The sequence below is a fragment of the Klebsiella electrica genome (assembly GCF_006711645.1).
Lineage (GTDB): Bacteria > Pseudomonadota > Gammaproteobacteria > Enterobacterales > Enterobacteriaceae > Klebsiella > Klebsiella electrica.
Map to the genome: position 1 here is coordinate 3599915 of NZ_CP041247.1, position 23319 is coordinate 3623233.

A 23319-nucleotide genomic window follows, 5' to 3' on the forward strand; every position below is an offset into this window, starting at 1 on the left:
ATAGAAAACGCCGGGTGCGGTGTAAACCCCGTACCGTGGAGGCATATAGCCGTCAGCGCTTTTCTGTCATAATAGGTGTTTTCGATGATTTGCCCGCAGGAGAAGCCCATGGATTTTACCGCCGGACTGATGCCGCTCGACACAGCCCTGACTCAGATGCTCAATCGAATTACACCGCTCAGCGCGGTGGAAACCGTCCCGCTGTTGCAGGCCTTTTCGCGCGTAACCGCCCATGATCTCATTTCGCCGCTGGACGTCCCGGGGTTTGATAACTCGGCGATGGACGGGTATGCCGTCCGTCTGGCCGACCTCGCCGACGGCGCGGCGCTGCCGGTTGCGGGTAAAGCGTTCGCCGGACAGCCGTTCCACGCGCTCTGGCCTGCGGGAAGCTGTATTCGCATCATGACCGGGGCGCCGGTTCCGCCAGGCTGCGACGCGGTGGTGATGCAGGAAGAGACGGAGCAGAGCGAAGAGGGCATCCGCTTCGTCGCGCCGGTCAAAGCCGGGCAAAACATTCGCCGCCGTGGGGAAGATATCGCCGATGGCGCCGTGGTCTTCCCGGCAGGAACCCCGCTTACCGTCGCCGAACTGCCGGTGCTCGCTTCGCTGGGAATTGCCGAGGTTGCGGTGGTGCGCAAAGTGCGCGTCGCGGTGTTCTCGACCGGGGATGAACTGCAGCTGCCGGGCCAGCCGCTGGGCGACGGGCAAATTTACGATACCAACCGCCTCGCCGTCCATCTGATGCTGGAGCAACTGGGCTGCGAGGTGATTAACCTCGGCATCATCCCTGACGACCCGGCCCGACTGCGCGAGGCGTTTATCGAGGCCGACCGGCAGGCTGACGTGGTGATTAGCTCCGGTGGCGTCTCCGTCGGCGAAGCGGACTACACCAAAACGATACTCGAAGAGCTGGGCGAAATCGGCTTCTGGAAGCTGGCCATCAAGCCGGGTAAACCTTTTGCCTTCGGAAAACTGAGCAACAGCTGGTTTTGCGGCCTGCCGGGTAATCCGGTGTCCGCCACCCTCACCTTCTATCAGTTGGTGCAGCCGCTGCTGGCAAAACTGGCGGGTAACAGCGGCCAGGCTCAGCCGATGCGCCTGCGCGTTCGCGCCGCTACGCGGCTGAAGAAATCCCCGGGCCGTCTCGACTTCCAGCGCGGCGTGCTGCGACGCAATCCGGACGGTGAACTGGTGGTTGAATCGACCGGTCATCAGGGGTCGCATATCTTCAGTTCTTTCAGTATCGGCAACTGTTTTATCGTCCTTGAACGCGAACGCGGCGCCGTTGAAGCAGGCGAATGGGTTGAAGTCGAACCCTTTAACCATCTGTTCGGGGGGCTGTAATGGCGGTCGAACTGAGCGATGAGGAGATGCTGCGCTACAACCGTCAAATCATCCTGCGCGATTTCGACTTTGACGGCCAGGAGCGGCTGAAAGCCTCGCGGGTGCTGGTGGTTGGCCTCGGCGGGCTCGGCTGCGCGGCGGCACAGTATCTGGCGGCAGCGGGCGTCGGTCAGCTCACGCTGCTGGATTTCGACACCGTGTCGCTCTCCAACCTGCAGCGCCAGACGCTGCACAGCGATGCGACCCTCGGTCAGCCGAAGGTCGACTCCGCGCGCGACGCGCTGGCACGCATCAACCCGCACGTACAGCTCACGACGCTGAATGCTGTGCTGGAAGAAGAGGCCTTGTGGGCGCAGATCGCCGCCCATGACCTGGTGCTCGACTGTACCGATAACGTCGCTATCCGCAACCAGCTTAACGCCGGCTGTTTCCGCCACAAAACGCCGCTGGTTTCCGGCGCGGCGATTCGCATGGAAGGCCAGATCAGCGTTTTTACCTGGCGGGAGGGAGAGCCGTGCTATCGCTGCCTGAGTCGTCTGTTCGGCGACAATGCCCTCACCTGCGTTGAGGCGGGGGTGATGGCGCCGCTGGTCGGTGTCATCGGCGCGTTACAGGCGATGGAAGCGATTAAAGTACTCAGCCGCTACGGCACGCCGGCGGCAGGCAAAATCGTCATCTACGACGCGATGACCTGCCAGTTCCGTGAAATGAAGCTACCGCGTAACCTGCAGTGCGAGGTGTGCGCAAGCCATTAATCTTCCCCGGCGGCGACCGTCGCCGGATAATCTGTGACCCGCGACACCTTTCCCTGTTCTCCCCGATCGTATCCGTTCTGCTTGTTGATTTGCATCAAGGTAACTTTCATTCGAAAGCAATTTAATCTTCATATGAAGAAAGAGGGCTCGATATGATCTTCAACATTCAGCGCTATTCAACCCACGACGGCCCGGGAATTCGCACCGTCGTCTTCCTTAAAGGCTGCTCGCTGGGTTGCCGCTGGTGTCAGAATCCGGAAAGTCGTTCCCGCACGGCGGATCTGCTGTATGACGCTCGTCTGTGTCTCGACGGCTGCGATCTGTGCCAGCAGGCGGCGCCGGAGGTGATAACCCGCAAGCTGGATGGCCTGATTATCCAGCGCGAAAAGCTCACCGATGACCACTATGCGCGGCTGCGCGAATGCTGCCCGACCACCGCACTCACCGTCTGCGGCGAAGAGCAGTCGGTGGAGGAGATTATGACCACGGTACTGCGCGATAAACCATTCTACGACCGCAGCGGCGGCGGCGTTACCCTCTCGGGCGGTGAGCCGTTTATGAACCCTGAGCTGGCGCAGCAGCTGTTGCGGGCCAGTCATGAAGCCGGTATTCACACCGCCGTCGAAACCTGTCTGCACGTGCCGTGGAAATATATTGCGCCTTCGCTGCCGTGGGTAGATCTGTTTCTCGCCGACCTGAAGCACGTGAACGAAGCGATTTTCAAGCAGTGGACGGACGGCAGCGCTCGCCGGGTACTGGATAACCTGCAACGCGTGGCGCAGGCCGGGAAAAAAATCATCATCCGCGTGCCGCTGATTCAGGGATTTAATGCCGATGAAGCCGCCATTACCGCCATCACCGATTTTGCCGCCGACCGTCTGAAGGTCGAGGAGATTCACTTCCTGCCGTACCACACGCTGGGAATGAACAAATATCAGTTACTCAGTCAGCCCTATACCGCTCCGGACAAACCGCTTGCTGCCCCCGAGCTGCTCGCTTTCGCGCAGCACTATGCTCAGAGCAAAGGTTTAACGGCTACTTTACGAGGATAAACTTATGACGACCCTGAAACTGGATACGCTGAGCGCTCGCATTCAGGCGCATAAAATGGCGCTGGTACATATCGTTAAGCCGCCGGTATGCACCGAGCGCGCGCAGCATTACACCGCCGCTTATCAGCAGCATCTGGATAAGCCTGTCCCGGTACGCCGCGCGCTGGCGCTGGCCCATCACCTGGCGGAGCGGACTATCTGGATCAAACACGACGAGCTGATCGTCGGCAACCAGGCAAGCGAAGTCCGCGCCGCGCCGATCTTCCCGGAATATACCGTCAGCTGGATTGAAAAAGAGATCGATGATCTGGCCGATCGTCCGGGGGCCGGTTTCGCCGTCAGCGAAGAGAACAAGCGGGTGCTGCATGCGATCTGCCCGTGGTGGCGCGGCCAGACCGTGCAGGATCGTTGCTACGGCATGTTTACCGACGAGCAAAAAGCGCTGCTGGCCACCGGCATTATTAAAGCGGAAGGTAATATGACCTCCGGTGACGCTCACCTTGCGGTCAACTATCCGCTGTTGCTGGAAAAAGGTCTCGACGGCATGCGCGCCAAAGTGGCCGAGCGCCGCTCGCGCATCAACCTTACGGTGCTGGAAGATTTGCACGGTGAGCAGTTCCTCAAAGCGATTGATATCGTGCTGGCGGCGGTGAGCGAGCACTGCCGACGCTTTGCCAGCCTGGCCCGTACCATGGCTGCCGCCGAGACACGCGAAACGCGCCGCGACGAGCTGCTGGCCATCGCCGAAAACTGCGACATTATCGCCCATCAACCGCCAAAAACGTTCTGGCAGGCGCTACAGCTGTGTTACTTCATTCAGCTCATTTTGCAGATCGAGTCCAACGGTCATTCGGTCTCCTTCGGCCGCATGGATCAGTACCTCTACCCGTACTACCGTCGCGACGTCGAGCTGCAACAGTCGCTGGCGCGCGAACAGGCAATTGAGCTGCTGCACAGCTGCTGGCTGAAGTTGCTGGAAGTGAACAAAATTCGCTCCGGCTCGCACTCGAAAGCCTCCGCAGGCAGCCCGCTATACCAGAACGTGACCATCGGCGGCCAGAACCTGGTGAACGGCAAGGCGCAGGATGCGGTGAACCCGCTCTCGTGGGCGATTCTCGAATCCTGCGGCCGTCTGCGCTCCACCCAGCCGAACCTCAGCGTGCGCTACCACGCCGGTATGAGTAACGACTTCCTTGACGCCTGTGTCCAGGTCATTCGCTGCGGCTTCGGGATGCCGGCGTTTAATAACGACGAAATCGTTATTCCGGAATTCATCAAACTCGGCATCGAACCGCAGGATGCCTACGACTACGCGGCTATCGGCTGCATCGAAACCGCCGTCGGCGGCAAGTGGGGCTATCGCTGCACCGGGATGAGCTTTATCAACTTCGCCCGCGTGATGCTCGCTGCCCTGGAAGGCGGCCGCGACGCCACCAGCGGCCAGGTGTTCCTGCCGCAGGAGCACGCGCTGTCGAAAGGCAACTTCACCCGCTTCGAGCAGGTGCTGGAAGACTGGGATACGCAGATCCGCTACTACACGCGCAAATCGATCGAGATTGAGTACGTCGTCGATACCATGCTGGAAGAGAACGTCCACGATATTCTGTGCTCGGCGCTGGTCGATGACTGCATCGAGCGGGCGAAGAGCATTAAACAAGGCGGCGCCAAATACGATTGGGTTTCCGGTCTGCAGGTCGGTATTGCCAACCTCGGCAACAGCCTGGTCGCCGTGAAAAAGCTGGTGTTTGAGCAGGGGGCAATCGGTCAGCAGCAGCTGGCGAAAGCGCTGGCGGAAGACTTTGAAGGCCTGACCCACGAGCAGTTGCGTCAGCGCTTAATCAACGGCGCACCGAAGTACGGTAACGATGATGACAGCGTGGATACCCTGCTGGCGCGCGCGTACCAGACCTATATCGATGAGCTGAAGCAGTACCGCAATCCGCGCTATGGTCGCGGTCCAATCGGCGGCAACTATTACGCCGGTACCTCGTCCATCTCCGCGAACGTGCCGTTTGGTGCCCAGACGATGGCCACGCCGGACGGACGTAAAGCGCACTCGCCGCTGGCGGAAGGGGCCAGCCCGGCTTCCGGGACCGACCATCTGGGGCCGACGGCGGTCATCAACTCCGTCGGCAAGCTGCCGACCGGGTCGATTCTCGGCGGCGTGCTGCTTAACCAGAAGCTGAACCCGGCGACGCTGGAGAACGAGTCCGATAAGCAGAAACTAATGGTGCTGCTGCGTACCTTCTTCGAAGTGCATAAAGGCTGGCATATCCAGTACAACATCGTATCGCGGGAGACGCTGCTGGAAGCGAAGAAGCACCCTGACCAGTATCGTGATTTAGTGGTCCGCGTAGCGGGATACTCGGCGTTCTTCACCGCCCTGTCGCCGGATGCCCAGGACGATATCATCGCCCGTACCGAGCATACGCTGTAAGTCCCCCCCGGCTGGCGCTGCGCTTAGCCGGGCTACGGGTTCACCGCCCTCTGAGGAACGGTAGCCCGGGTAAGGCGTTTACGCCGCCACCCGGGGAAAAGAGCATCGCCCGTACCGGACATCCGCTGCAAGCAAACCCCGGCTGGCGCTGCGCTTAGCCGGGCTACGGGTTCACCCCCCTCTGCAGGAAGGTAGCCCGGGTAAGGCGTTTACGCCGCCACCCGGGGACAAGAGCATCGCCCGTACCAGACATCCGCCGCAAGCAAAACCCCCGGCTGGCGCTGCGCTTAGCCGGGCTACGGGTTCACCGCCCTCTGCGGGCCGTAGCCCGGGTAAGGCATTTACGCCGCCACCCGGGAAAAGAGCATCGCCCGTACCGGACATCCGCCGCAAGCAAAACCCCCGGCTGGCGCTGCGCTTAGCCGGGCTACGGGTTCACACCCCTCTGCGGGACGGTAGCCCGGGTAAGGCGTTTACGCCGCCACCCGGGGACGAGAATATCGCCCGTACCGGGCATCCGCCGCAAGCAAAACCCCCGGCTGGCGCTGCGCTTAGCCGGGCTACGGGTTCACCGCCCTCTGAGGAACGGTAGCCCGGGTAAGGCGTTTACGCCGCCACCCGGGGAAAAGAGCATCGCCCGTACCGGACATCCGCCGCAAGCAAAACCCCCGGCTGGCGCTACGCTTAGCCGGGCTACGGGTTCACCGCCCTCTGCAGGCCGTAGCCCGGGTAAGGCGTTTATGCCGCCACCCGGGGACGAGAGCATCGCCCGTACCGGACATATGCCGCAACTACCCCCCCGGCTGGCGCTGCGCTTAGCCGGGCTACAGGTCACAGCCCTCTGCGGGCCGTAGCCCGGGTAAGGCGTTTATGCCGCCACCCGGGGACGAGAGCATCACCCGTACCAGACATCCGCCGCAAGCAAAACCCCCGGCTGGCGCTGCGCTTAGCCGGGCTACGGGTTCACACCCCTAGCCCGGGTAAGGCGTTTACGCCGCCACCCGGGGATTTTCTCCTGCACATAAGGCAACGCAAACTTTCATTCGAAATAAATTTGTGCTTCAGGTCACATTGTAATTAGAATGTTACTGGTCAAAGTTAGCCAGGAGCATCTGTTATGACCGTTAAAGTTATCGTCACCGATATGGACGGAACTTTTCTCAATGACGCCAGGCAGTACGATCGCCCGCGTTTTCTCGCGCAGTTCGCGCAGCTTCAGCAGCAGGGTATTGAATTTGTTGTCGCCAGCGGCAACCAGTACTATCAGCTGATCTCTTTTTTCCCGGAAATTCGCGAGCAGATCTCTTTTGTCGCCGAGAACGGTGCGCTGGTGTACGAACACGGCCAACAGCTGTTCCACGGCGAGCTGACCCGCCATGAATCCCAGGTGGTGATTGGCGAGCTGCTGAAAGACAGCCAGCTGAACTTCGTCGCCTGTGGCCTGGAGAGCGCCTACGTCAGCGACAAGGCGCCCGACGCTTTCGTTGCCCTGATGGCAAAACACTATCATCGCCTGCAGCGAATCAGCGATTATCAGAACATTAACGACACTCTGTTCAAATTCTCGCTGAATCTGCCCGATAGCGATATCCCGCAGCTTATCGATAAACTGCACGTTTCGCTCGATGGCATTATGAAGCCCGTGACCAGCGGTTTCGGCTTCGTTGATTTAATCATTCCCGGCCTGCATAAAGCGAACGGCATCAGCCGCCTGCTCAAACGCTGGCAGCTTTCGCCGCAGGAGTGCGTCGCCATCGGCGACAGCGGCAACGATGCGGAAATGCTGAAGCTGGTGAAATACGCTTTCGCCATGGGCAATGCCGCCGCAAGCATTAAATCTATCGCCGATTACACGACCGACGATAACAACCATCACGGCGCGCTGAAGGTCATTCAGGCCGTGCTCGATAAGACGCCGCCCTTCTCCTGCTGACCGCTGACCGGGGCCTCCTGTCCCGGTTTTTTCATTTTGTGCGCCCCCTCTGATTTTTAAACTTGCATTAACTTAAATTTAACCTAAATTAACGTTTGTAAGATTTAATACTTTCGAATGAAAGATGAAAGCTGAATGAGGTCACCATGGCTGCTATCTACACCCACGAAACATTACCCGCCGACCACAAATCGGCGATTCGTCAAATGAAACAGCATCTGTGCGCGCAAATCGGCGATGTGCAGGCGGTATTCGATCGCCTCAGCGCAAAGATTAGCGCCCGCCTGGAAGAGATTGAGGCGTTGAAAGCCCGCGGCGAGGATGTCTGGCCGGTGATCCCGTTCAGCGATATCGCGCAAGGGAAAGTCAGTGACGCCCAGCGCGAGGCCATTAAGCGTCGCGGCTGCGCGGTCATCAAAGGCCACTTCTCGCGTGAACGGGCGCTGGCCTGGGATAACGCGATGCTTGAATATCTTGACCGTAACCATTTCGACGATGTCTACAAAGGCCCGGGCGATACCTTCTTCGGCTCACTTGACGCTTCACGCCCGGAGATTTACCCGATCTACTGGTCACAGGCGCAGATGCAGGCGCGCCAGAGCGATGAGATGGCGGCCGTACAGTCCTTCCTCAACCGCCTGTGGACCTTTAACCATGATGGCAAGCAGTGGTTCGACCCGGACGTGAGCGTTATCTATCCGGATCGCATCCGCCGCCGCCCGCCGGGAACCACCTCGAAAGGGTTGGGCGCACACACCGATTCCGGCGCGCTGGAGCGCTGGCTGCTGCCGGCCTATCAGCGCGTCTTCGCCAACGTCTTTAACGGCAATATTGATGCCTATGATCCGTGGGATGCGGCGCACCGTACCGAAGTCGAAGAGTACACCGTCGACAACACCACCAAATGCTCCGTCTTCCGGACTTTCCAGGGCTGGACCGCGCTCTCGGATATGATTCCCGATCAGGGGCTGCTGCACGTAGTGCCGATTCCGGAGGCGATGGCGTATGTTCTGCTGCGCCCGCTGCTGGACGATGTGCCGGACGATGAGCTGTGCGGCGTGGCGCCGGGGAAAGTGCTGCCGGTTTCCGGGAAATGGCATCCGCTGCTGATCAAAGCGCTCAGTTCTATCCCGGCGCTCAATGCCGGTGATTCGGTATGGTGGCACTGCGATGTTATCCACTCGGTGGCGCCGGTGGAAAACCAGCAGGGCTGGGGCAATGTGATGTACATTCCCGCCGCGCCGATGTGCGAGAAAAACCTCGCCTATGCGCAGAAGGTCAAGCTGGCGCTGGAAAACGGCGCTTCGCCGGGTGACTTCCCTCGTGAAGATTATGAGACCGACTGGCAGGATCGCTTTACCCTCGACGATCTCAATATTCATGGCAAACGGGCGCTGGGCATCGTCGTCTAGTCGTCGTAGAGTCCGGCCTGCGCAACCGTGGTCAGACGGTTACCGGAGCGTATCCGCCTGACCGAGTCCCGTACCACCAGCGTGCCGTGCAGCAGCAGCGAGCCGCGCGGCGCATCCGGGCGAATCAGCCGCTGCTGAAGCAGATGCACCGCTTCCGTCCCCAGCTCGTCACGCGGGACGTGGACCGCAGTCAGCGGCACATCCTGAATGGCGGCCAGGTTGAAACCGTCGATACTCATCACCGAAATATCCTGCGGCACTCGCAGCCCGCGCTTTTGCAGCGCGCTCACCGTCCCGGCGACCATAAAATCTCCGCCGACCAAAAAGGCCGTTGGCAGCGGTTTGCCTGCCCGCGCGTCGAGCCACTCCCCCACCCGCTGTTCGCTGTCCCTGGCGCTGAAACTGGCGACCGTAAGCAGGTCGCGCCCATCGGTGAAATGCAGGTTGCGCATCCGCCAGGCCTCTTTGATACCTGCCAGCCTCAGATCCATGGTGTAACGGCGCAGGCACATCACATTCAGCACCGCCTGATGCCCCATCTCAAACAGATACTGCGCGGCAAACTGGCCGATCAGCCGATGATCCGGCGCAATGGAGGAGAGGCGCATCGCTTCGTCGCGGCAGTTGAGCAGCACGCAGGGTTTCGCCAGATCTACCGCCAGATCGTGAATATGCGGATCGTCAATCCCCAGCAGGATCGCCGCTTCGGTTTCCGGTTCGTTCATACGGGCCAGGAACTGATTGGCATCGCTGTCGTTCTCTTCCAGCGCGCAGGTTCGCAGGCGCACCTCATGGGCGGCCAGCGCGTGGTGGATGCTCTGAATAACCCGGTAGTAATAGATATCAGAACGTTCATCAAACGCCCGCTGCGGCGCAAAGACCACCAGGCTATTGAGCAGCATACGCCCGGCGGCGATGCCTTCCAGCACCCCCATTTCTCGCGCGCACGTCAGCACGGCCCGCCGGGCCTTCTCGCTGGTGTTCGCTTTTCCTGCCAGCACTCTGGAAACCGTGCTCGCCGACATCCCGGTCCGGCTGGCGATCTCGGCTATTTTTAGCTTTTTATCCATTTTGTGATCCAGCTCCATCTTCAAAATGAAAGAATTTTCATCATCTGTAAATCCAGATTACCAAGGAAATGAGTGCCTCTTCAGTGAGCATTTCGCCATCTTATGAAAAAACTTTCATAAATAACGCTACTGCCCGCCGGTTTTCTCGCCTAACCTGAATTGGTCCGATAACTTCCATACTAGTTACCCGGATATAAGAAGAAATAAAACGATATTATTCAAAATATTACAGGAACCGGTATGACAACTCGTTGCGCGAGCCGGTCATTACCCTACATTAAAAATCTTGTGGAGAGTTCTATGAGTCAAGGCCTCAACAACGATATCACCGCCAGCAAATCCCGGCGGGTGGTAAAAAATCTGCGCTGGTGGATGCTGGTCCTTTTTTTACTCGGCGTCACCGTCAACTACATCACACGCAACTCTCTGGGGATTATCGCCCCGGAACTGAAAGTCTCGCTCGGCATCACCACCGAACAGTATTCGTGGATTGTCGGCGCGTTTCAGTTGGCCTACACCGTTTTCCAACCGCTGTGCGGCTGGCTTATCGACGTCATCGGCCTGAAGCTCGGCTTTATGATTTGCGCCACGCTGTGGGCCATTGCCTGTATCGCTCACGCGGGTGCCGGTAGCTGGCTGCACCTGGCTATCCTGCGCTTCTTTATGGGCGGTGCGGAAGCCGCCGCCACGCCGGCAAACGCCAAAACCATCGGCGAATGGTTCCCGAAATCGGAACGTCCGATCGCCGCCGGTTGGGCTGGCGTCGGCTTCTCGATTGGCGCGATGCTGGCGCCGCCGATTATCTACTTTGCCCATGCCTCCTTCGGCTGGCAGGGCGCGTTTATGTTTACCGGGGTACTGGCGCTGCTGTGGGTCGTGCTGTGGTGGGTGTTTTATAACAATCCTGAAAAACATCCGAACCTCGGCAAAAGCGAACTGACCTTCATTCGTCAGGACAATGAACCGCCGGCGGTGAAGCTGCCGTTCTTCACGGCGCTAAAAACCGTTTCGAAAAATAAGCGCTTTTACGGTATTGCGATTCCGGCTTTCATGGCCGAGCCGGCCTGGGCGGTACTGAGCTTTTGGGTCCCGCTGTACCTCGCTAAAGAGCACGGAATGGACCTGAAACAGATTGCCATGTTCGCCTGGCTGCCGTTTCTCGCCGCCGACCTCGGCAGCGTCGTCAGCGGCTATCTGACCAGACTGTACACCCGCTGGTTCGGCTGTACCCGTGTGAACTCGGTGGTCGCCAGTTCGGTGACCGGCGCCTTCCTGATGATTTCGCTGGCTCTCGTCGCCATCACCCGCGACCCCTACATCACCATCGTGCTGATCTCCATCGGCGGCTTCGGCCACCAGATTATCTCCTGCATGCTGAGCGCGCTGGTGGTGGAGTCGTTTGATAAAGGCCAGATGGCGACCGTCAACGGGATGCGCGGTTCCGCCGCCTGGATTGCCAGCTTCCTGTTCTCGTTATTAATCGGGGTGACCGCCGACAAAATCGGCTTCAACCCGCTGTTTATCGCCATGGGGTTCTTTGACCTGATTGGCGCCCTCTTCCTGGTGGCATTTATTGCTGAACGTCGCGCCAAACGCGCCTGAGAATGGATATAAAGATGAAAACGCTTAAACACTGGACATTACACCAACAGTTGGCTCATCACGTTGAGTTAACTATCGACGGGCAGCACACGCTGTGCCTGTATGTACTGGAAGAGAACCTGTTCCGCGTCCTGCTCAAGCGTAAAGGCCAGCTGGCGCTGGACCGCACCTGGAGCATTGCACCGCAGCAGGACGTGCCGTGGGAAGGCCGTCCTCGTGAGGATCTGAGCGGTTTTAGCCTGCCTGCGTGGACGCTTGAACAACACGCTGACAGCCTGACGGTCGCCACCGGACAGCTGCGCGTCACCGTCCACCAGCCGCTGTGGCTGGAGTGGAGCTATCGTCACGACGACGGCGAGTGGCTGCCGCTGGTCAATGACCGCCCCACCAGCGCCTATCTGCTCAATGCCCACGGCGACGGTGCGGCGCACTACCTGAGCCGCCGCAAGGACGAACGGTTTTACGGGCTTGGCGAGAAGGCCGGCGATCTTCAGCGCAACGGTAAACGCTATGAAATGCGTAATCTCGATGCGATGGGCTATAACGCCGCCAGTACCGACCCGCTGTACAAACACATTCCCTTTACCCTCACCCAGCGTAGCGACATCAGCTACGGCCTGTTCTACGATAACCTGAGCAGCTGCTGGCTGGATCTGGGCAATGAAATTGATAACTACCACACCGCCTACCGCCGCTGGCAGGCGGAAGCAGGCGATATCGATTACTACCTGTTCACCGGCCGACGGGCGCTGGACGTCACCAAAGCGTTTGTGCGCCTGACCGGCAAAACGCTGTTCGGGCCGAAATGGAGTCTCGGCTACAGCGGCTCCACTATGCACTACACCGACGCGCCGGATGCGCAAAATCAGCTGATGAACTTTATCCGCCTGTGCGAAGAGCATGCGATTCCCTGCGACTCGTTCCAGCTCTCTTCCGGCTATACCTCGATCAACGGCAAGCGCTACGTGTTTAACTGGAACTATGACAAGGTGCCGCAGCCGAAAGTGCTGAGCCAGAGTTTCCATGATGCCGGAATAAAACTGGCGGCCAATATTAAACCCTGTCTGTTGCAGGACCATCCGCGCTATAGCGAAGTGGCGGAAAAAGGGTTATTTATTCGCGACTCGGAGAGCGACGCGCCGGAACGCTCAAGCTTCTGGGATGACGAAGGATCGCACCTCGACTTCACGAATCCGCAAACCGTCGCCTGGTGGCAGGACGGCGTTACCCGTCAGTTGCTGGAGATGGGCATCGATTCCACCTGGAATGATAATAACGAATTTGAAGTCTGGGACGGCGAAGCCCGCTGCCACGGCTTTGGCCAGAACATCGCCATCAAGCATATTCGTCCGGTGATGCCGCTGCTGATGATGCGCGCCTCAATGGAAGCCCAACAGCATTTCGCACCGCAAAAGCGGCCGTATCTGATCTCCCGCTCCGGCTGCGCCGGGATGCAGCGCTACGTCCAGACCTGGAGCGGCGATAACCGCACCAACTGGGAGACACTGCGCTATAACACCCGCATGGGGCTGGGGATGAGTTTGTCCGGCTTATATAACGTTGGTCATGACGTCGGCGGTTTTTCCGGTGATAAACCGGATGCCGAGCTGTTTGTACGCTGGGTGCAGAATGGCGTGATGCACCCGCGCTTTACCATCCACTCATGGAACGATGACCAGACGGTCAACGAGGCGTGGATGTATCCGGGCGTGACCCCGGCGATTCGCAGCGCGATTGAACTGCGCTATCGCCTGCTGCCCTATCTGTATACGCTGCTGTGGCAGGCCCATGCCGACGATGAACCGATGCTGCGACCGACGTTCCTCGATCATGAGCACGATCCACAAACCTTTGAAGAGTGTGATGATTTCCTGCTGGGGCGCGATCTGCTGGTCGCCAGCGTCGTCGAACCGGGCCAGCGTCAGCGCCGGGTGTGGCTGCCGGAAAGCACCGCCGGCTGGTACGATTTTTATAGCGGGGAGTGGTTCTCCGGCGGCCAGTGGATAACGCGGGATGCGCCGCTGGAACATCTGCCGCTGCTGGTCCGCGCCGGAGCCGGTCTGCCGCTCAGCGAACGCCTCACCCACGTCAGCGCGACAAAAGACGATCAGCGCGAGCTGAAGCTGTTCCCGCTCAAAGGCGTGGGGTCGTCGCAGGGCCTGCTGTTTGAGGACGATGGCGAAAGCTGGGGCTATAAAGAGGATGATGCGCTGTGGCTGACGTGGGAGATGGTCTGCAGCAGCATGACCATCAACCTGCAGATTAACACCCGCGGCCATTATCGCCCGGCATGGACGGCGCTGAAAGTGACGTTACCCGCTGGCGAAAAGCGCAAGCTGCTGATAAATGGTGAAGCCGCCAGCGAGTGGGTATTTGGTTAACCGATAAGCGTAAAGGCCCCGGGCACGCAACGTGACCGGGGCGACAAGTTCGGCGGTAACGCCTGGTCCACGGGGATTCTTTCGCCAATGGGCTGAACAGTCGCTAAACGCAATTCAGTCGGGCATGCAATGCCCTGCCACCAGTCAGCCATCACATCTTTTACTTGCGTCCTAACGCATCCTGCCAGCGGCGCGTCAGATAATTATGTTCATCCATAACGGAATTCCATACGGCAATATGGCTCATGCGCTGTTCATAACTGCCCCCATCGCGACGTTCTCCAGCGGGGATCAGCGGCGAGCCCCACGCGTCATAGAGCATTTCCGCCGCCGGTTTGCCGTCGTACCAGAAATCCCACTCGGCAGCGGAAAGATACTGACGGCTGCGTTCCGGGTTGGATATATAATAACCCTGACGCGCCATCACCGCTCCCGGCCACCCGGACTGCCACCAGTTGAGATACTCATACGCCGCGTCCTTAATTTTCCCGGTCGCACAACGTGAAAGGGACATACCACCATACCAGGCGCGATAGCCCTCCCGGGGGCGGGCCATTTTGTAACCACGTTGATGAAAATGATGGCGAAAATAGATAGGTGCCCACAGGCTCTGCACCTCAACCTGGTAATTATCGATCAAATCGCAAGCCTGCTCCTGGGTTGCCCAAAACGCGGCGAAATGCCCCTGCCGGTTAAGACGCGCCAGCCCCTGAGTCAGCAAATCGATCTCTTCCAGCGTCAGATTTCCGGTATTGGCAAAGCGGGCCATTCCGGCCCCCTGCATAGCCAGGGCCGCATCCAGCCCCCCCATCGCGGCATCTTCCTGCAACGCGACCTGCCCGGTCAGGGCTTCATGTAACAACCACCCCCAACTTTCCTCCTGCCCGCGTAGCGCGGCGGGGAGTCGATCGACGTGATAGGCGAAACTGTCGGCGTTGTGCGTCAAGGGCAGCATGCTAATGAGTTCGCCCGGCTGGCTACTTAGATGCAGGTTACGCTGTACGTAGAGCCGCTGCGCAGGCACGCAGCCATCGGCAAGGACTCCATCATCGCTGAGCGTACCGATTTTCGCTAATGCATTCACTTCGCCCCAATATTTCAGCCGCTTAATCTCCAACGGCTGAATGGCGCGCGCAGGCCAGACAAAATCAATATTATGAAACCACTGATCGTAGAGATCGTAACTTTCCGGATGCATCACCGCGATCCGTTGCGCATCTTCTACGCTGTGCAGCAGATATTCGATTTTGATACCAAGATCCTGCTCTGCGCGCGCGCGCAGTATTTCGAGCAGCGTGACGGAAGTTCCAAGCACGCGTAAGGTCAGCTGGTTATTAACGACGGCAGCAGAGTTCATCCTCTTATGGCTCCTGCATATAGCGACTGAATGCGCTTTGCAAACGATCGGCCTCCAGGCCGCGTAAGATAAAGACCAGCGTCGAATCTTCCAGTTCTCCTGGCCAGTCTCGCAGGTGCACGGGCGGGTGTAAGGTATGCTGGACACCGTGGATGACAATCGGCGAGCGGCTCTCACTCACGCGTAAAATGCCTTTCATCCGTAGTATCGAGCCACCGTGGCAGTGTAATAGCATCGATAACCAGATCGCAAATGAGAGCCAGTTGACCGACTGTTGCAGGGTCACCACGCAGGTTTGCGTCGCAGGATGTAACGTCGAATGTGCAACGGGATGCCGGAAAAAATCGTCATGACCGCAGGCCCCGAGCCAACGGAAACGCTGCTCCCGCGAACCCCGCATAACCTGAAGCTGAAATAAGCGATGAAAGTCATTGAGCGCCTGCCGGGTATCGCTCAGTTCCGCCAGAGGGTTAAGCTGCTGTAGCCACTGACGGAGCATGACAGCCTCTTCCCTCGTCGTCCGATCGCATTTACTGAGCAGCAGTTTATCGGCAGCCGTAACCTGCGCCAGCCATTCAGGTTGAGTCTCTGCCTGAGATCGGGCATGTTCTGCATCCACCAGAGTCACCAGAGTCCCCTGGCTGAAGTGGTGCTGGAGCTGAGGATCGTGCAGTAACGTCGACAGTATTGACGCAGGATCAGCCAGCCCGGTCGTTTCCAGTATGACCTGGTTAAATGGCGGAAGCCGCCCACGCGCACGGCGTTCATAGAGGTCGAGAAGCGCCGTTTTCAATTCCCCCCGAATCTGGCAACAGACACAGCCGCTCGGTAACAGCACGGTTTCCGGCGCGACCTCACTGAGCAGATAATGATCGATCCCTACTTCACCAAATTCGTTTACCAGCAGCGCGATTTCATTAAGATTCTGCTGTGCCAGCCAGCCCTTTAACAAGGTTGTTTTACCGCTGCCGAGGAAACCGCTCAGCACATGGAGCGGTAATTTTTCTTCGTATTGCATCACTGTTCCTCCCGACGGTAGCTACAGCGCCGCTAGCCAGTTCTCGTCCAGCGGATCCACCGAACGCCCGCTCATCTTTTCGGCCTCGATCCACAATGCGTCCAGTGAATATACCAGCGCTTGCTGACCCGTTGGGCTCGCCAGCAACCAGCTATTATGAAACTCCGTCAGCGACAATCGCCAGGGCTTCAACACCCGATTGAGCAGCGCCAGCTGCTGAAGGCGTAGCTGGCGTTGAGGTATGTCCTGCTGCAGCGGATCGCTCCACTGCGGCCCATGATTGAGTAAGCCGCACACTCCACACATAGCAACTCCATTACTGCATCACATCGCCAGAATTAGGGCCAAGCGTTTGACCGACAAAAAGATTGCCGCCCGGCTCGCTTGCCAGCAGAAGCGCCGCGGGTGCCACCTCTTCTGCGCGACCAAAGCGCCCCAGCGGTAACCCGGCGGCTTTAGCCTGCTTCCACGCCTCATTAATACCATCAATCAGCGGGGTTTCAATCGGACCTGGTGCAATGGCATTCACCAGCACATTACGGTCTGACACTTCCAGAGCCAGGGATTTGGTAAAACCGATGACCCCAGCTTTAGCGGCGGCGTAATGACTCAACTCCGCCCCACCTTTAATTCCCAGCTGTGAAGCAATATTAATCACACGCCCCCAACGCTGCGCCAGCATTGCCGGCAGCGCCCGCTGGGTCGCTAAAAACACACTGCGCAGGTCGACGGCCATCATCTCTTCCCACATCGCCAGCGTAATATCTTCACAACGTGCCTGTGTTAACATTCCGGCATTGTTGACCAGGATATCGATGCCGCCATAACGCGCAAGGCAGCAATCAACGCCAGCCGTGGCCCCATCAACCTGGCCAACGTCAGCCACCACGCCGCAGTACTCTGCACCGTATTGCTGGAGTTGGTTGACTATCGCGTTGAGCTTATCGTTATGCCTATCGACCAGAACCAACCGCGCGCCTTCACGCGCAAACAGTTCAGCGATAGCCGCTCCTATGCCGCTGGCGGCGCCGGTAATGACGCAGCGTTTACCCTTTAGTTGCATAAACACTCCTTAATCAGGCCAGCGGACCGTTAGCCCGCCATCAACAATAAGACTTTGACCCGTGAGATAACTGCTTTCTTCGCTGGTCAAAAACGCAATCACTTTAGCTATCTCATCCGCACGACCAACCCGGGCAAGTGGGATCGCTTTTGCGGCTCTGGCCAGTCCTTCCGGGCCAAGAGAGTTTTGTTTATCCAGCGACTGGGGCGTTTCTATCAGACCGGGAATAATGGCGTTACAGCGTATACCTTTTGGGGCAAGCTCAATGGCTAACGAACGGCAGATCCCCGGAACTACCGCTTTAGCCGCGGCATAGTGCGCATGTTCCTGCCAGCCGTACACGCCCCCTGCGATAGAAGATACCGCCACCAGACTCGCGCCAGCGCTCAAATACGGCGCGGCGGCACGGAAACAGCGCATCACTCCGGTCAGATCAACATTAAGCATATCGTTCCAGAGAGCATCGCTCATCTCTTCAATAGTGGCACGCCGCAAAATACCCGCGTTCGCAACCATGTAATCGAGACGGCCAAAATGCTGTACGCCCTGGGCGATAAAAGTGTCGACGGAAGCGGTCGAGCCGACATCCAGCGGTAGCCAAAGCGCATCGCCACCAGCCGCCTCTACCTGCGCGGCCGCCGCCGCAGGATCGTGGGGATCTGCCGGATAATACCCCGCGATAATACGTACCCCACGCTGTGCGTAGAGTGTGGCCAGCGCCAGACCTATACCGCTGGCGGCGCCGCTGATTGCGGCGACCGGTTGAGTTAACAAAGTCGGTTTCATCGTTACTCCTTAAACCCGCGACTGCGTTGAGGTCACCACCGTTTTCACATCAACGCCGTTATGCGTCGTCGTGCGGGCAAGCAGAATGATGATGCCGGAAACGAAGCACGGAATGGCGCCAAACCATAGCGCTGCCTCCTGCCAGTGACCGCCGCTGCTGAGTACGCTGGTCGTACCAATACCCGCGATAATCGCGCCGACCGGCCCCATCGCGGCAACCAACGCACCGGCAGTGGCGCGAATTGCGGTCGGGAAGCTCTCACTGATAAAGAACAGGGCCGCCGCGTATGGGCCAATCAGGAAAAACAGCCCGATACTGTAGAGCGCTACGATGGTGGCAAAATTATCCGGGCAGTAGAGCATGCCAGCAAAAGATATGCCGCCGAGCATCCAGCCCGCAGCAATGGTATTGCGGCGTCCGATCCGATCGCCGAGCCAGCCGTGTGCCAGGTAGCCGCAGTAGCCCACCAGATTCGAGAGGATCAGAATCAGCAGAGAGTTATTAAAAGAGATATCGTGGGTTTTGGTGATGACGGTCGTGCCAAGGACGCTGAAAATCTGGATGGCAAACCAGTTAATCAGCACCGCAGCGCCGAGTACCAGGGTTGAACGCAGCGACGAGCCGCGAAAGGCTGCGCTCAGACCCGCCCGATGATGCTCTTCATAAGAGACCTGATAATCTTCTGCCACCTGACGCGCATCTTTCTCATTGCCTTGCTCACGCAGTTGCCTAATCTTCTTTTGCACCTGAAACTGCGGCGTTTCTTTCAGCTTCAGAGCAAGCACAGCGATAACCAACGAAGGCAGCGCAGCGAAAATAAAACTGCCCCGCCAGCCGATAACAGGCATCAGAATCGCGGTCAGTGCTGAGGCAACGAGGGCCCCCACCGGCCAGCCGCCCTGAACAAGGCTATAAACAAATCCTTTGCGCTTGTTGAGTTTCGGATCATCAATCGCGTTATACAGCTCAGACAGATAGGTGGCATTGACGGTTTGCTCGGCGTAACCGAGACCCGCGACAGAGCGAATCGCCGTCAGAGCACCTTTCCCCCAGGCACCGCCCACCGCCGTCAGCAACGAGCAGATGGCAGCGCCGCCAACGGTGATGACGATCCCCATACGACGGCCAAGGCGATCGACCAGAGGCCCTATCGCCAGTGCAATAACCGCACCGCCAACGGCAACCCAGGTAGCAATCTCCGACTGCTCAACCTCGCTCCAGTTAAAATGGCTACCAATTTCCGGCAGCAGTGTGCCAAAAAGGATGAAATCATAGACTGCAAAAACCCAGGCAAAAAAAGCGATCCAGGTGGCAAATTTCACATCCCTGATAGTCAACTGCTGCGGCTGCCAGCCATTTACGGAGATCTTTTTAAACGTGCTCATAGTGCTATCACTCAGTCAGGGGTTAAGGGGATTATGCCGAACGCGGTTTGCGCTGCTTAAAATCGTCGGCAATCTCGTCAAAAGTCACAAAACGAACGCCTTCATGGCTACGGATGTATTGAATTAAGCGTTCCAGCATTAACAACACCTGCGGACGCCCGGAAACATCGGGGTGAATAGTCATGGCAAATACCGCATAGTCATTTTCGCGATACACCCAGTCGAACTGGTCGCGCCACATCTCTTCCAGATGGCGGGGATTGACGAAGCCATGACTGTTTGGCGACTTTTTGATGAACATCATGGGAGGCAGATCATCGAGATACCAGTTAGCAGGGATCTCAATCAGATCCGTTTCCTCGCCGCGCTGCAGTGGTTTCATCCAGGCATCGGGATGCTGGCTATAGTCGATTTTGGTCCAGCTATCACCTACACGAACGTAGTACGGATGGAAATCGTTATGCATCAGGCTGTGGTCATACTTGATGCCTTTTTTCAGCAACAGCTCATTTGTCACGTTGCTGAATTCCCACCAGGGAGCGACATACCCGGTGGGGCGCTTACCGGAAAGTTGGCTTACCAGCTCAATACTGCGATCCAGTACCGTCTCCTCCTGCGCAGGCGTCATCGCGATCGGGTTTTCATGGCTATAGCCGTGGATGCCGATTTCATGACCGGCATCCACTACCGCTTTCATCTGTTCAGGAAAGGTTTCAATGGAATGACCAGGGATAAACCAGGTCGTACGCAATTTCTGCTCAGCAAACATTTTCAGCAGGCGCGGCGTCCCGACTTCCCCGGCAAACAAACCGCGAGAAATATCATCGGGAGAATCTTCACCGCCATATGAACCCAACCAACCAGCGACGGCATCAACGTCCACACCAAATGCACAAAGTATTTCTTTGGCCATAGTTCAGTTCCTTCAGGGTTGTACTGCAGAGAAATCCGCGCCAGCAGCGCGGCGCGGAGCAAGAACATTGGCTACCGCACTGGCAGCCATCAGGAGCCGGCGATCTTCGCCAGCGGGTAATGAGAAAAGCAGACTGGTGTACAGCGCGTCAGTATCCGTACCGGCAGGAAACGCCACGCCGGGCATATCCAGTAAGCTACCCGGCATAGTTAAACGCAGCGTTGCGATATTGGTTTTGGCAAATGCCGTTGCATCAGCAATTAATGGCTGATAAAGGGGGGCAACATGCGCCACTGTCGGTGTAACCAGAATGGCACCATCCAGTTCAGCGGCCATGGCGCACTGCCAGGCGGATCGTTGCTGTAAAAAGTCATCAAGAAGCGAGGGGCTAAGCTGTCCGGAGTCCTCTAAGCGCCGCCGAATGAAAGGGTCCATTTTTTCAGCCGCGGGAGAATTCAGCAGATCGGCATGCAGTCGGAAAGCTTCAATCGCCCCAGGCCATCCATGTTCGGCAATCCATGCCAGAGCCCGATGAAAGGAGTGAACGGGACGAAAGTCTACCGTAAAGCCGCTTGCCGCAAGCAAGGCCAGGCAGCGGTAGCCCTTTTCCCGCACCGCCGCATCGGCGCTATCGAGCAGCACGGGATCGGCGATAAAACGTGGCGTACTGAAAGCCTCATCGGTTGTGCCACACAGGATAACATCGAGCTCACGCGCGTCCCGGACGCTTCGGCATAGTGGGCCCAGCGTATCCAACGACGCAGCCAGGGGAAATACCCCGCTGTCGGTGTAGCGATGGCGGCTTGCGCGATAGCCAATAACACCGTTAAACGCCGCCGGTATCCGAATTGAACCTGCCGTATCGGTGCCTATAGCAAAACAGGCCAATCCTGCGGAAACCGCGCAAGCAGACCCGCTTGATGAGCCACCGGGAACATGTTCTGTTGACCGCCTGGAGCAGACCACTGGTGTACCGAATAGCGGGTTAATCCCTAGCCCGGAAAAAGCGAACTCGCTCAAATTAGTTTTACCCATATTCACCATACCGGCCTGGGTTAACCGGATGACCATCCCGGCGTCTTCACTGGCCTCTGGCACCTGCAAACGCGTCGCAGAACCAGCGGTCGTTCTGGTACCAGCGAGATCGAACAGATCCTTCCAGACAACAGGAATACCGTCTAAGGCACTCAGAGGTCTTCCCTGCCGCCAACGTAATGTCGATGCGGCCGCCTCTTCGCGTGCACGCTCATGGGTAAGCGTGATGAAAATGTTGCTGCTCCGCTCAGCAGCAGCCAGGCAGACCTCGATAAAGGCCGACGGCGTGAGACTGCCCTGGCAAAACAGTGCAGCAATATCGCAGGCATCAAGCTGACCCAACTGAAACTGGTAACGAATATTCTCAGCGTTCATACGCCACCCTTAAATGTACATTTTCAATTAATGTTCATTTAAAGATTGGCAATACCAATGCCATAAATTCGAATTAAAAGTAATGAAATTGTGATCTTAGTGTTTAATATTTTATTTTTTATAAATTTATCAATATTTTAAAAAAATAAAATTCATGTACGCAAAAAGTGAGCCTCACACAGCAATCCTCTTTCTTTAAATGTATATTTAAATCAATGATCCGTTATTGGGAAGACTGCACTATAGTAGTGCCAGTACATACGGCAGTTTGCCCTCCATCAGGATGTGATAATGTGTCGTGACTGGAACAGGACTGACAAAATGATCATGCGGACAAACAGTACACACAAGGCAGCGGAAGATACTGGCTCATCGCGCTACGAAGTCATTCGGCATGTTTTACATAACTTATTGATACAGAAAAAAATACCTCAGGGTCTGGTATTACTGGAAGGACCACTGGCGCAACTGTTTGGCACCAGTCGGGTGCCGGTTCGCCGGGCGCTAAGCCTGTTACATGAAGAAGGCCTGATTGCGCGTTTTGAAGGGCGGGGTTTTATCGTGGCGCAGGATGCCGAGGAGATAGAACCTCTGCGCATTGCTCTCACGCGTGAACTGCTGGGGCTGGATGAACAGGAAGAGCTGGTAGATACACGTAGCTCTGGCGAAAAAGTGCTGGAAAATCTCCAGATTGTCCTCTCCACGGCCATGATATTTGGCTGCTATCAGGTTGATGAGCAAAAAGCGGCGCAGCATTACAATATCAGCCGTTCAGTGATCCGCGAGAGCCTGATGCGGCTTCGTGACAAAGGTCTGGTGGAAAAAGAGCCTTATTCTCAATGGCTAACCGGCCCGTTGACCGCCCGCGAAATCGCCGATCATTTTGAAATTCGAGCAAATCTGGAACCCGCTGCATTACGTAAGGCAGGGAAGCACCTTTCTCCAGAATGGTTGACGGCGGCGCTGGCAAGAACCCAGAAATGCAAAGGCAGACGGCTATCGCCGGCGGAACTGGAAATGCTGGAAGAAGATTTGCACGTACGCTGTCTTGAACCTGCGGGTAATAAGCTGATGATGCAGATACTGCGTCAGAATCAGTCCCCCTTTATCGTCACCCGCATTTTTTACGATCTGCTGGCGATCCCCGTGGAAACAGCCATGCTGGAAGAGCATTGTCTGGTATACGAAATGCTATTGAAAGGCAACCAGGAGCTGGCGGCCGCGTGTCTGTGCGATCATCTGGAATGCGCCCAACAGCGAACTTTACAGCGCCTTAAAGTCCTGTCGGTATTACCTGTACCAACGCTACCTGCATTTATGGAGGCACGATAAGTCTGTCTTGCCATTGCGGCCAGGAGGTTTCCTCTCTTTAACGGGACTACAGGGCCCGTTCAGCCCTG

18 protein-coding genes are annotated in these 23319 nt (G+C 57.5%); 9 read left to right on the forward strand and 9 right to left on the reverse strand.

What is annotated here, in order from left to right:
• Positions 1-108 precede the first annotated feature (108 nt).
• The 6 genes from moeA (at position 109) to Electrica_RS17220 (ending at position 8933) form a co-directional block, all read left to right on the forward strand.
• Complete coding sequence (gene moeA, locus Electrica_RS17195) at positions 109-1344, forward strand: molybdopterin molybdotransferase MoeA (RefSeq protein ID WP_141965031.1); 1236 nt, start codon at positions 109-111, stop codon at positions 1342-1344.
• Positions 1344-2099, forward strand: a complete 756-nt coding sequence (gene moeB, locus Electrica_RS17200) for a molybdopterin-synthase adenylyltransferase MoeB (protein ID WP_141965032.1) — start codon at positions 1344-1346, stop codon at positions 2097-2099. The genes moeA and moeB overlap by 1 nt, the downstream gene beginning before the upstream one ends.
• A 152-nt stretch (positions 2100-2251) precedes the next feature.
• Positions 2252-3151, forward strand: coding sequence for a glycyl-radical enzyme activating protein (locus tag Electrica_RS17205; RefSeq protein ID WP_131047738.1), 900 nt, complete (start codon positions 2252-2254; stop codon positions 3149-3151).
• A 4-nt stretch (positions 3152-3155) separates the two neighbouring features.
• Positions 3156-5588 (forward strand): formate C-acetyltransferase/glycerol dehydratase family glycyl radical enzyme, encoded by a 2433-nt coding sequence (locus Electrica_RS17210; RefSeq protein WP_141965033.1) that lies wholly within the window; start codon positions 3156-3158, stop codon positions 5586-5588.
• A gap of 1117 nt (positions 5589-6705) precedes the next feature.
• Positions 6706-7521, forward strand: a complete 816-nt coding sequence (locus tag Electrica_RS17215; RefSeq protein WP_141965034.1) for a Cof-type HAD-IIB family hydrolase — start codon at positions 6706-6708, stop codon at positions 7519-7521.
• A gap of 146 nt (positions 7522-7667) precedes the next feature.
• Entirely contained in the window at positions 7668-8933 is a 1266-nt protein-coding gene (locus Electrica_RS17220; protein WP_141965035.1) for a DUF1479 domain-containing protein, read from the forward strand.
• On the opposite strand, the gene Electrica_RS17225 is transcribed toward Electrica_RS17220, so the two are convergent.
• A complete protein-coding gene (locus Electrica_RS17225; protein ID WP_167686281.1) occupies positions 8930-10021 on the reverse strand; it encodes a LacI family DNA-binding transcriptional regulator in 1092 nt (363 codons plus the stop codon). The two genes, Electrica_RS17220 and Electrica_RS17225, sit on opposite strands and share 4 nt — an antisense overlap.
• 282 nt (positions 10022-10303) lie before the next feature.
• Here Electrica_RS17225 and Electrica_RS17230 point away from each other — a divergent pair, with 282 nt between their 5' ends.
• Positions 10304-11605 carry an MFS transporter gene (locus tag Electrica_RS17230; RefSeq protein WP_131047734.1) on the forward strand — a complete coding sequence of 434 codons (1302 nt, stop codon included), beginning with the start codon at positions 10304-10306 and terminating at the stop codon, positions 11603-11605.
• A gap of 14 nt (positions 11606-11619) precedes the next feature.
• The gene (locus Electrica_RS17235; protein WP_141965037.1) at positions 11620-13986 is read left to right on the forward strand and encodes a glycoside hydrolase family 31 protein; all 2367 of its coding nucleotides are present in this window, start codon (positions 11620-11622) and stop codon (positions 13984-13986) included.
• Between the two features lie 160 nt (positions 13987-14146).
• On the opposite strand, the gene Electrica_RS17240 is transcribed toward Electrica_RS17235, so the two are convergent.
• Genes Electrica_RS17240 through Electrica_RS17275 form a run of 8 tightly spaced genes read right to left on the reverse strand, consistent with a single transcriptional unit; the run spans position 14147 to position 21919 of the window.
• Positions 14147-15343, reverse strand: a complete 1197-nt coding sequence (locus Electrica_RS17240; protein WP_141965038.1) for an ABC transporter substrate-binding protein — start codon at positions 15341-15343, stop codon at positions 14147-14149.
• Between the two features lie 4 nt (positions 15344-15347).
• Positions 15348-16361 carry a CobW family GTP-binding protein gene (locus tag Electrica_RS17245; protein WP_141965039.1) on the reverse strand — a complete coding sequence of 338 codons (1014 nt, stop codon included), beginning with the start codon at positions 16359-16361 and terminating at the stop codon, positions 15348-15350.
• Positions 16362-16382: 21 nt separating this feature from the next.
• Positions 16383-16667 carry a hypothetical protein gene (locus Electrica_RS17250; protein ID WP_100684031.1) on the reverse strand — a complete coding sequence of 95 codons (285 nt, stop codon included), beginning with the start codon at positions 16665-16667 and terminating at the stop codon, positions 16383-16385.
• Between the two features lie 10 nt (positions 16668-16677).
• The gene (locus Electrica_RS17255) at positions 16678-17424 is read right to left on the reverse strand and encodes an SDR family NAD(P)-dependent oxidoreductase (RefSeq protein WP_100684032.1); all 747 of its coding nucleotides are present in this window, start codon (positions 17422-17424) and stop codon (positions 16678-16680) included.
• 9 nt (positions 17425-17433) lie between these two features.
• Positions 17434-18210, reverse strand: coding sequence for an SDR family NAD(P)-dependent oxidoreductase (locus tag Electrica_RS17260; protein WP_141965040.1), 777 nt, complete (start codon positions 18208-18210; stop codon positions 17434-17436).
• A gap of 9 nt (positions 18211-18219) precedes the next feature.
• Positions 18220-19596, reverse strand: a complete 1377-nt coding sequence (locus Electrica_RS17265; RefSeq protein ID WP_227699340.1) for an MFS transporter — start codon at positions 19594-19596, stop codon at positions 18220-18222.
• A 31-nt stretch (positions 19597-19627) separates the two neighbouring features.
• Positions 19628-20509 carry a polysaccharide deacetylase family protein gene (locus tag Electrica_RS17270; protein ID WP_141965041.1) on the reverse strand — a complete coding sequence of 294 codons (882 nt, stop codon included), beginning with the start codon at positions 20507-20509 and terminating at the stop codon, positions 19628-19630.
• A 12-nt stretch (positions 20510-20521) separates the two neighbouring features.
• The gene (locus Electrica_RS17275) at positions 20522-21919 is read right to left on the reverse strand and encodes an amidase family protein (protein WP_141965042.1); all 1398 of its coding nucleotides are present in this window, start codon (positions 21917-21919) and stop codon (positions 20522-20524) included.
• 321 nt (positions 21920-22240) lie between these two features.
• On the opposite strand from Electrica_RS17275, the gene Electrica_RS17280 reads away from it, so the two are divergent.
• Complete coding sequence (locus Electrica_RS17280; protein WP_141965043.1) at positions 22241-23251, forward strand: GntR family transcriptional regulator; 1011 nt, start codon at positions 22241-22243, stop codon at positions 23249-23251.
• Positions 23252-23319 lie beyond the last annotated feature (68 nt).

Bases quoted from the DNA above. Each gene is read 5' to 3' on its own strand.
- Electrica_RS17240 (WP_141965038.1), bottom strand. From the start codon at position 15,343: ATGAACTCTGCTGCCGTCGTTAATAACCAGCTGACCTTACGCGTGCTT.
- Electrica_RS17265 (WP_227699340.1), bottom strand. From the start codon at position 19,596: ATGAGCACGTTTAAAAAGATCTCCGTAAATGGCTGGCAGCCGCAGCAG.
- Electrica_RS17220 (WP_141965035.1), top strand. From the start codon at position 7,668: ATGGCTGCTATCTACACCCACGAAACATTACCCGCCGACCACAAATCG.
- Electrica_RS17230 (WP_131047734.1), top strand. From the start codon at position 10,304: ATGAGTCAAGGCCTCAACAACGATATCACCGCCAGCAAATCCCGGCGG.
- Electrica_RS17210 (WP_141965033.1), top strand. From the start codon at position 3,156: ATGACGACCCTGAAACTGGATACGCTGAGCGCTCGCATTCAGGCGCAT.
- Electrica_RS17245 (WP_141965039.1), bottom strand. From the start codon at position 16,361: ATGCAATACGAAGAAAAATTACCGCTCCATGTGCTGAGCGGTTTCCTC.
- Electrica_RS17260 (WP_141965040.1), bottom strand. From the start codon at position 18,210: ATGAAACCGACTTTGTTAACTCAACCGGTCGCCGCAATCAGCGGCGCC.
- moeA (WP_141965031.1), top strand. From the start codon at position 109: ATGGATTTTACCGCCGGACTGATGCCGCTCGACACAGCCCTGACTCAG.
- Electrica_RS17255 (WP_100684032.1), bottom strand. From the start codon at position 17,424: ATGCAACTAAAGGGTAAACGCTGCGTCATTACCGGCGCCGCCAGCGGC.
- Electrica_RS17205 (WP_131047738.1), top strand. From the start codon at position 2,252: ATGATCTTCAACATTCAGCGCTATTCAACCCACGACGGCCCGGGAATT.
- Electrica_RS17250 (WP_100684031.1), bottom strand. From the start codon at position 16,667: ATGTGTGGAGTGTGCGGCTTACTCAATCATGGGCCGCAGTGGAGCGAT.
- Electrica_RS17215 (WP_141965034.1), top strand. From the start codon at position 6,706: ATGACCGTTAAAGTTATCGTCACCGATATGGACGGAACTTTTCTCAAT.
- moeB (WP_141965032.1), top strand. From the start codon at position 1,344: ATGGCGGTCGAACTGAGCGATGAGGAGATGCTGCGCTACAACCGTCAA.
- Electrica_RS17275 (WP_141965042.1), bottom strand. From the start codon at position 21,919: ATGAACGCTGAGAATATTCGTTACCAGTTTCAGTTGGGTCAGCTTGAT.
- Electrica_RS17225 (WP_167686281.1), bottom strand. From the start codon at position 10,021: ATGGAGCTGGATCACAAAATGGATAAAAAGCTAAAAATAGCCGAGATC.
- Electrica_RS17270 (WP_141965041.1), bottom strand. From the start codon at position 20,509: ATGGCCAAAGAAATACTTTGTGCATTTGGTGTGGACGTTGATGCCGTC.
- Electrica_RS17235 (WP_141965037.1), top strand. From the start codon at position 11,620: ATGAAAACGCTTAAACACTGGACATTACACCAACAGTTGGCTCATCAC.
- Electrica_RS17280 (WP_141965043.1), top strand. From the start codon at position 22,241: ATGATCATGCGGACAAACAGTACACACAAGGCAGCGGAAGATACTGGC.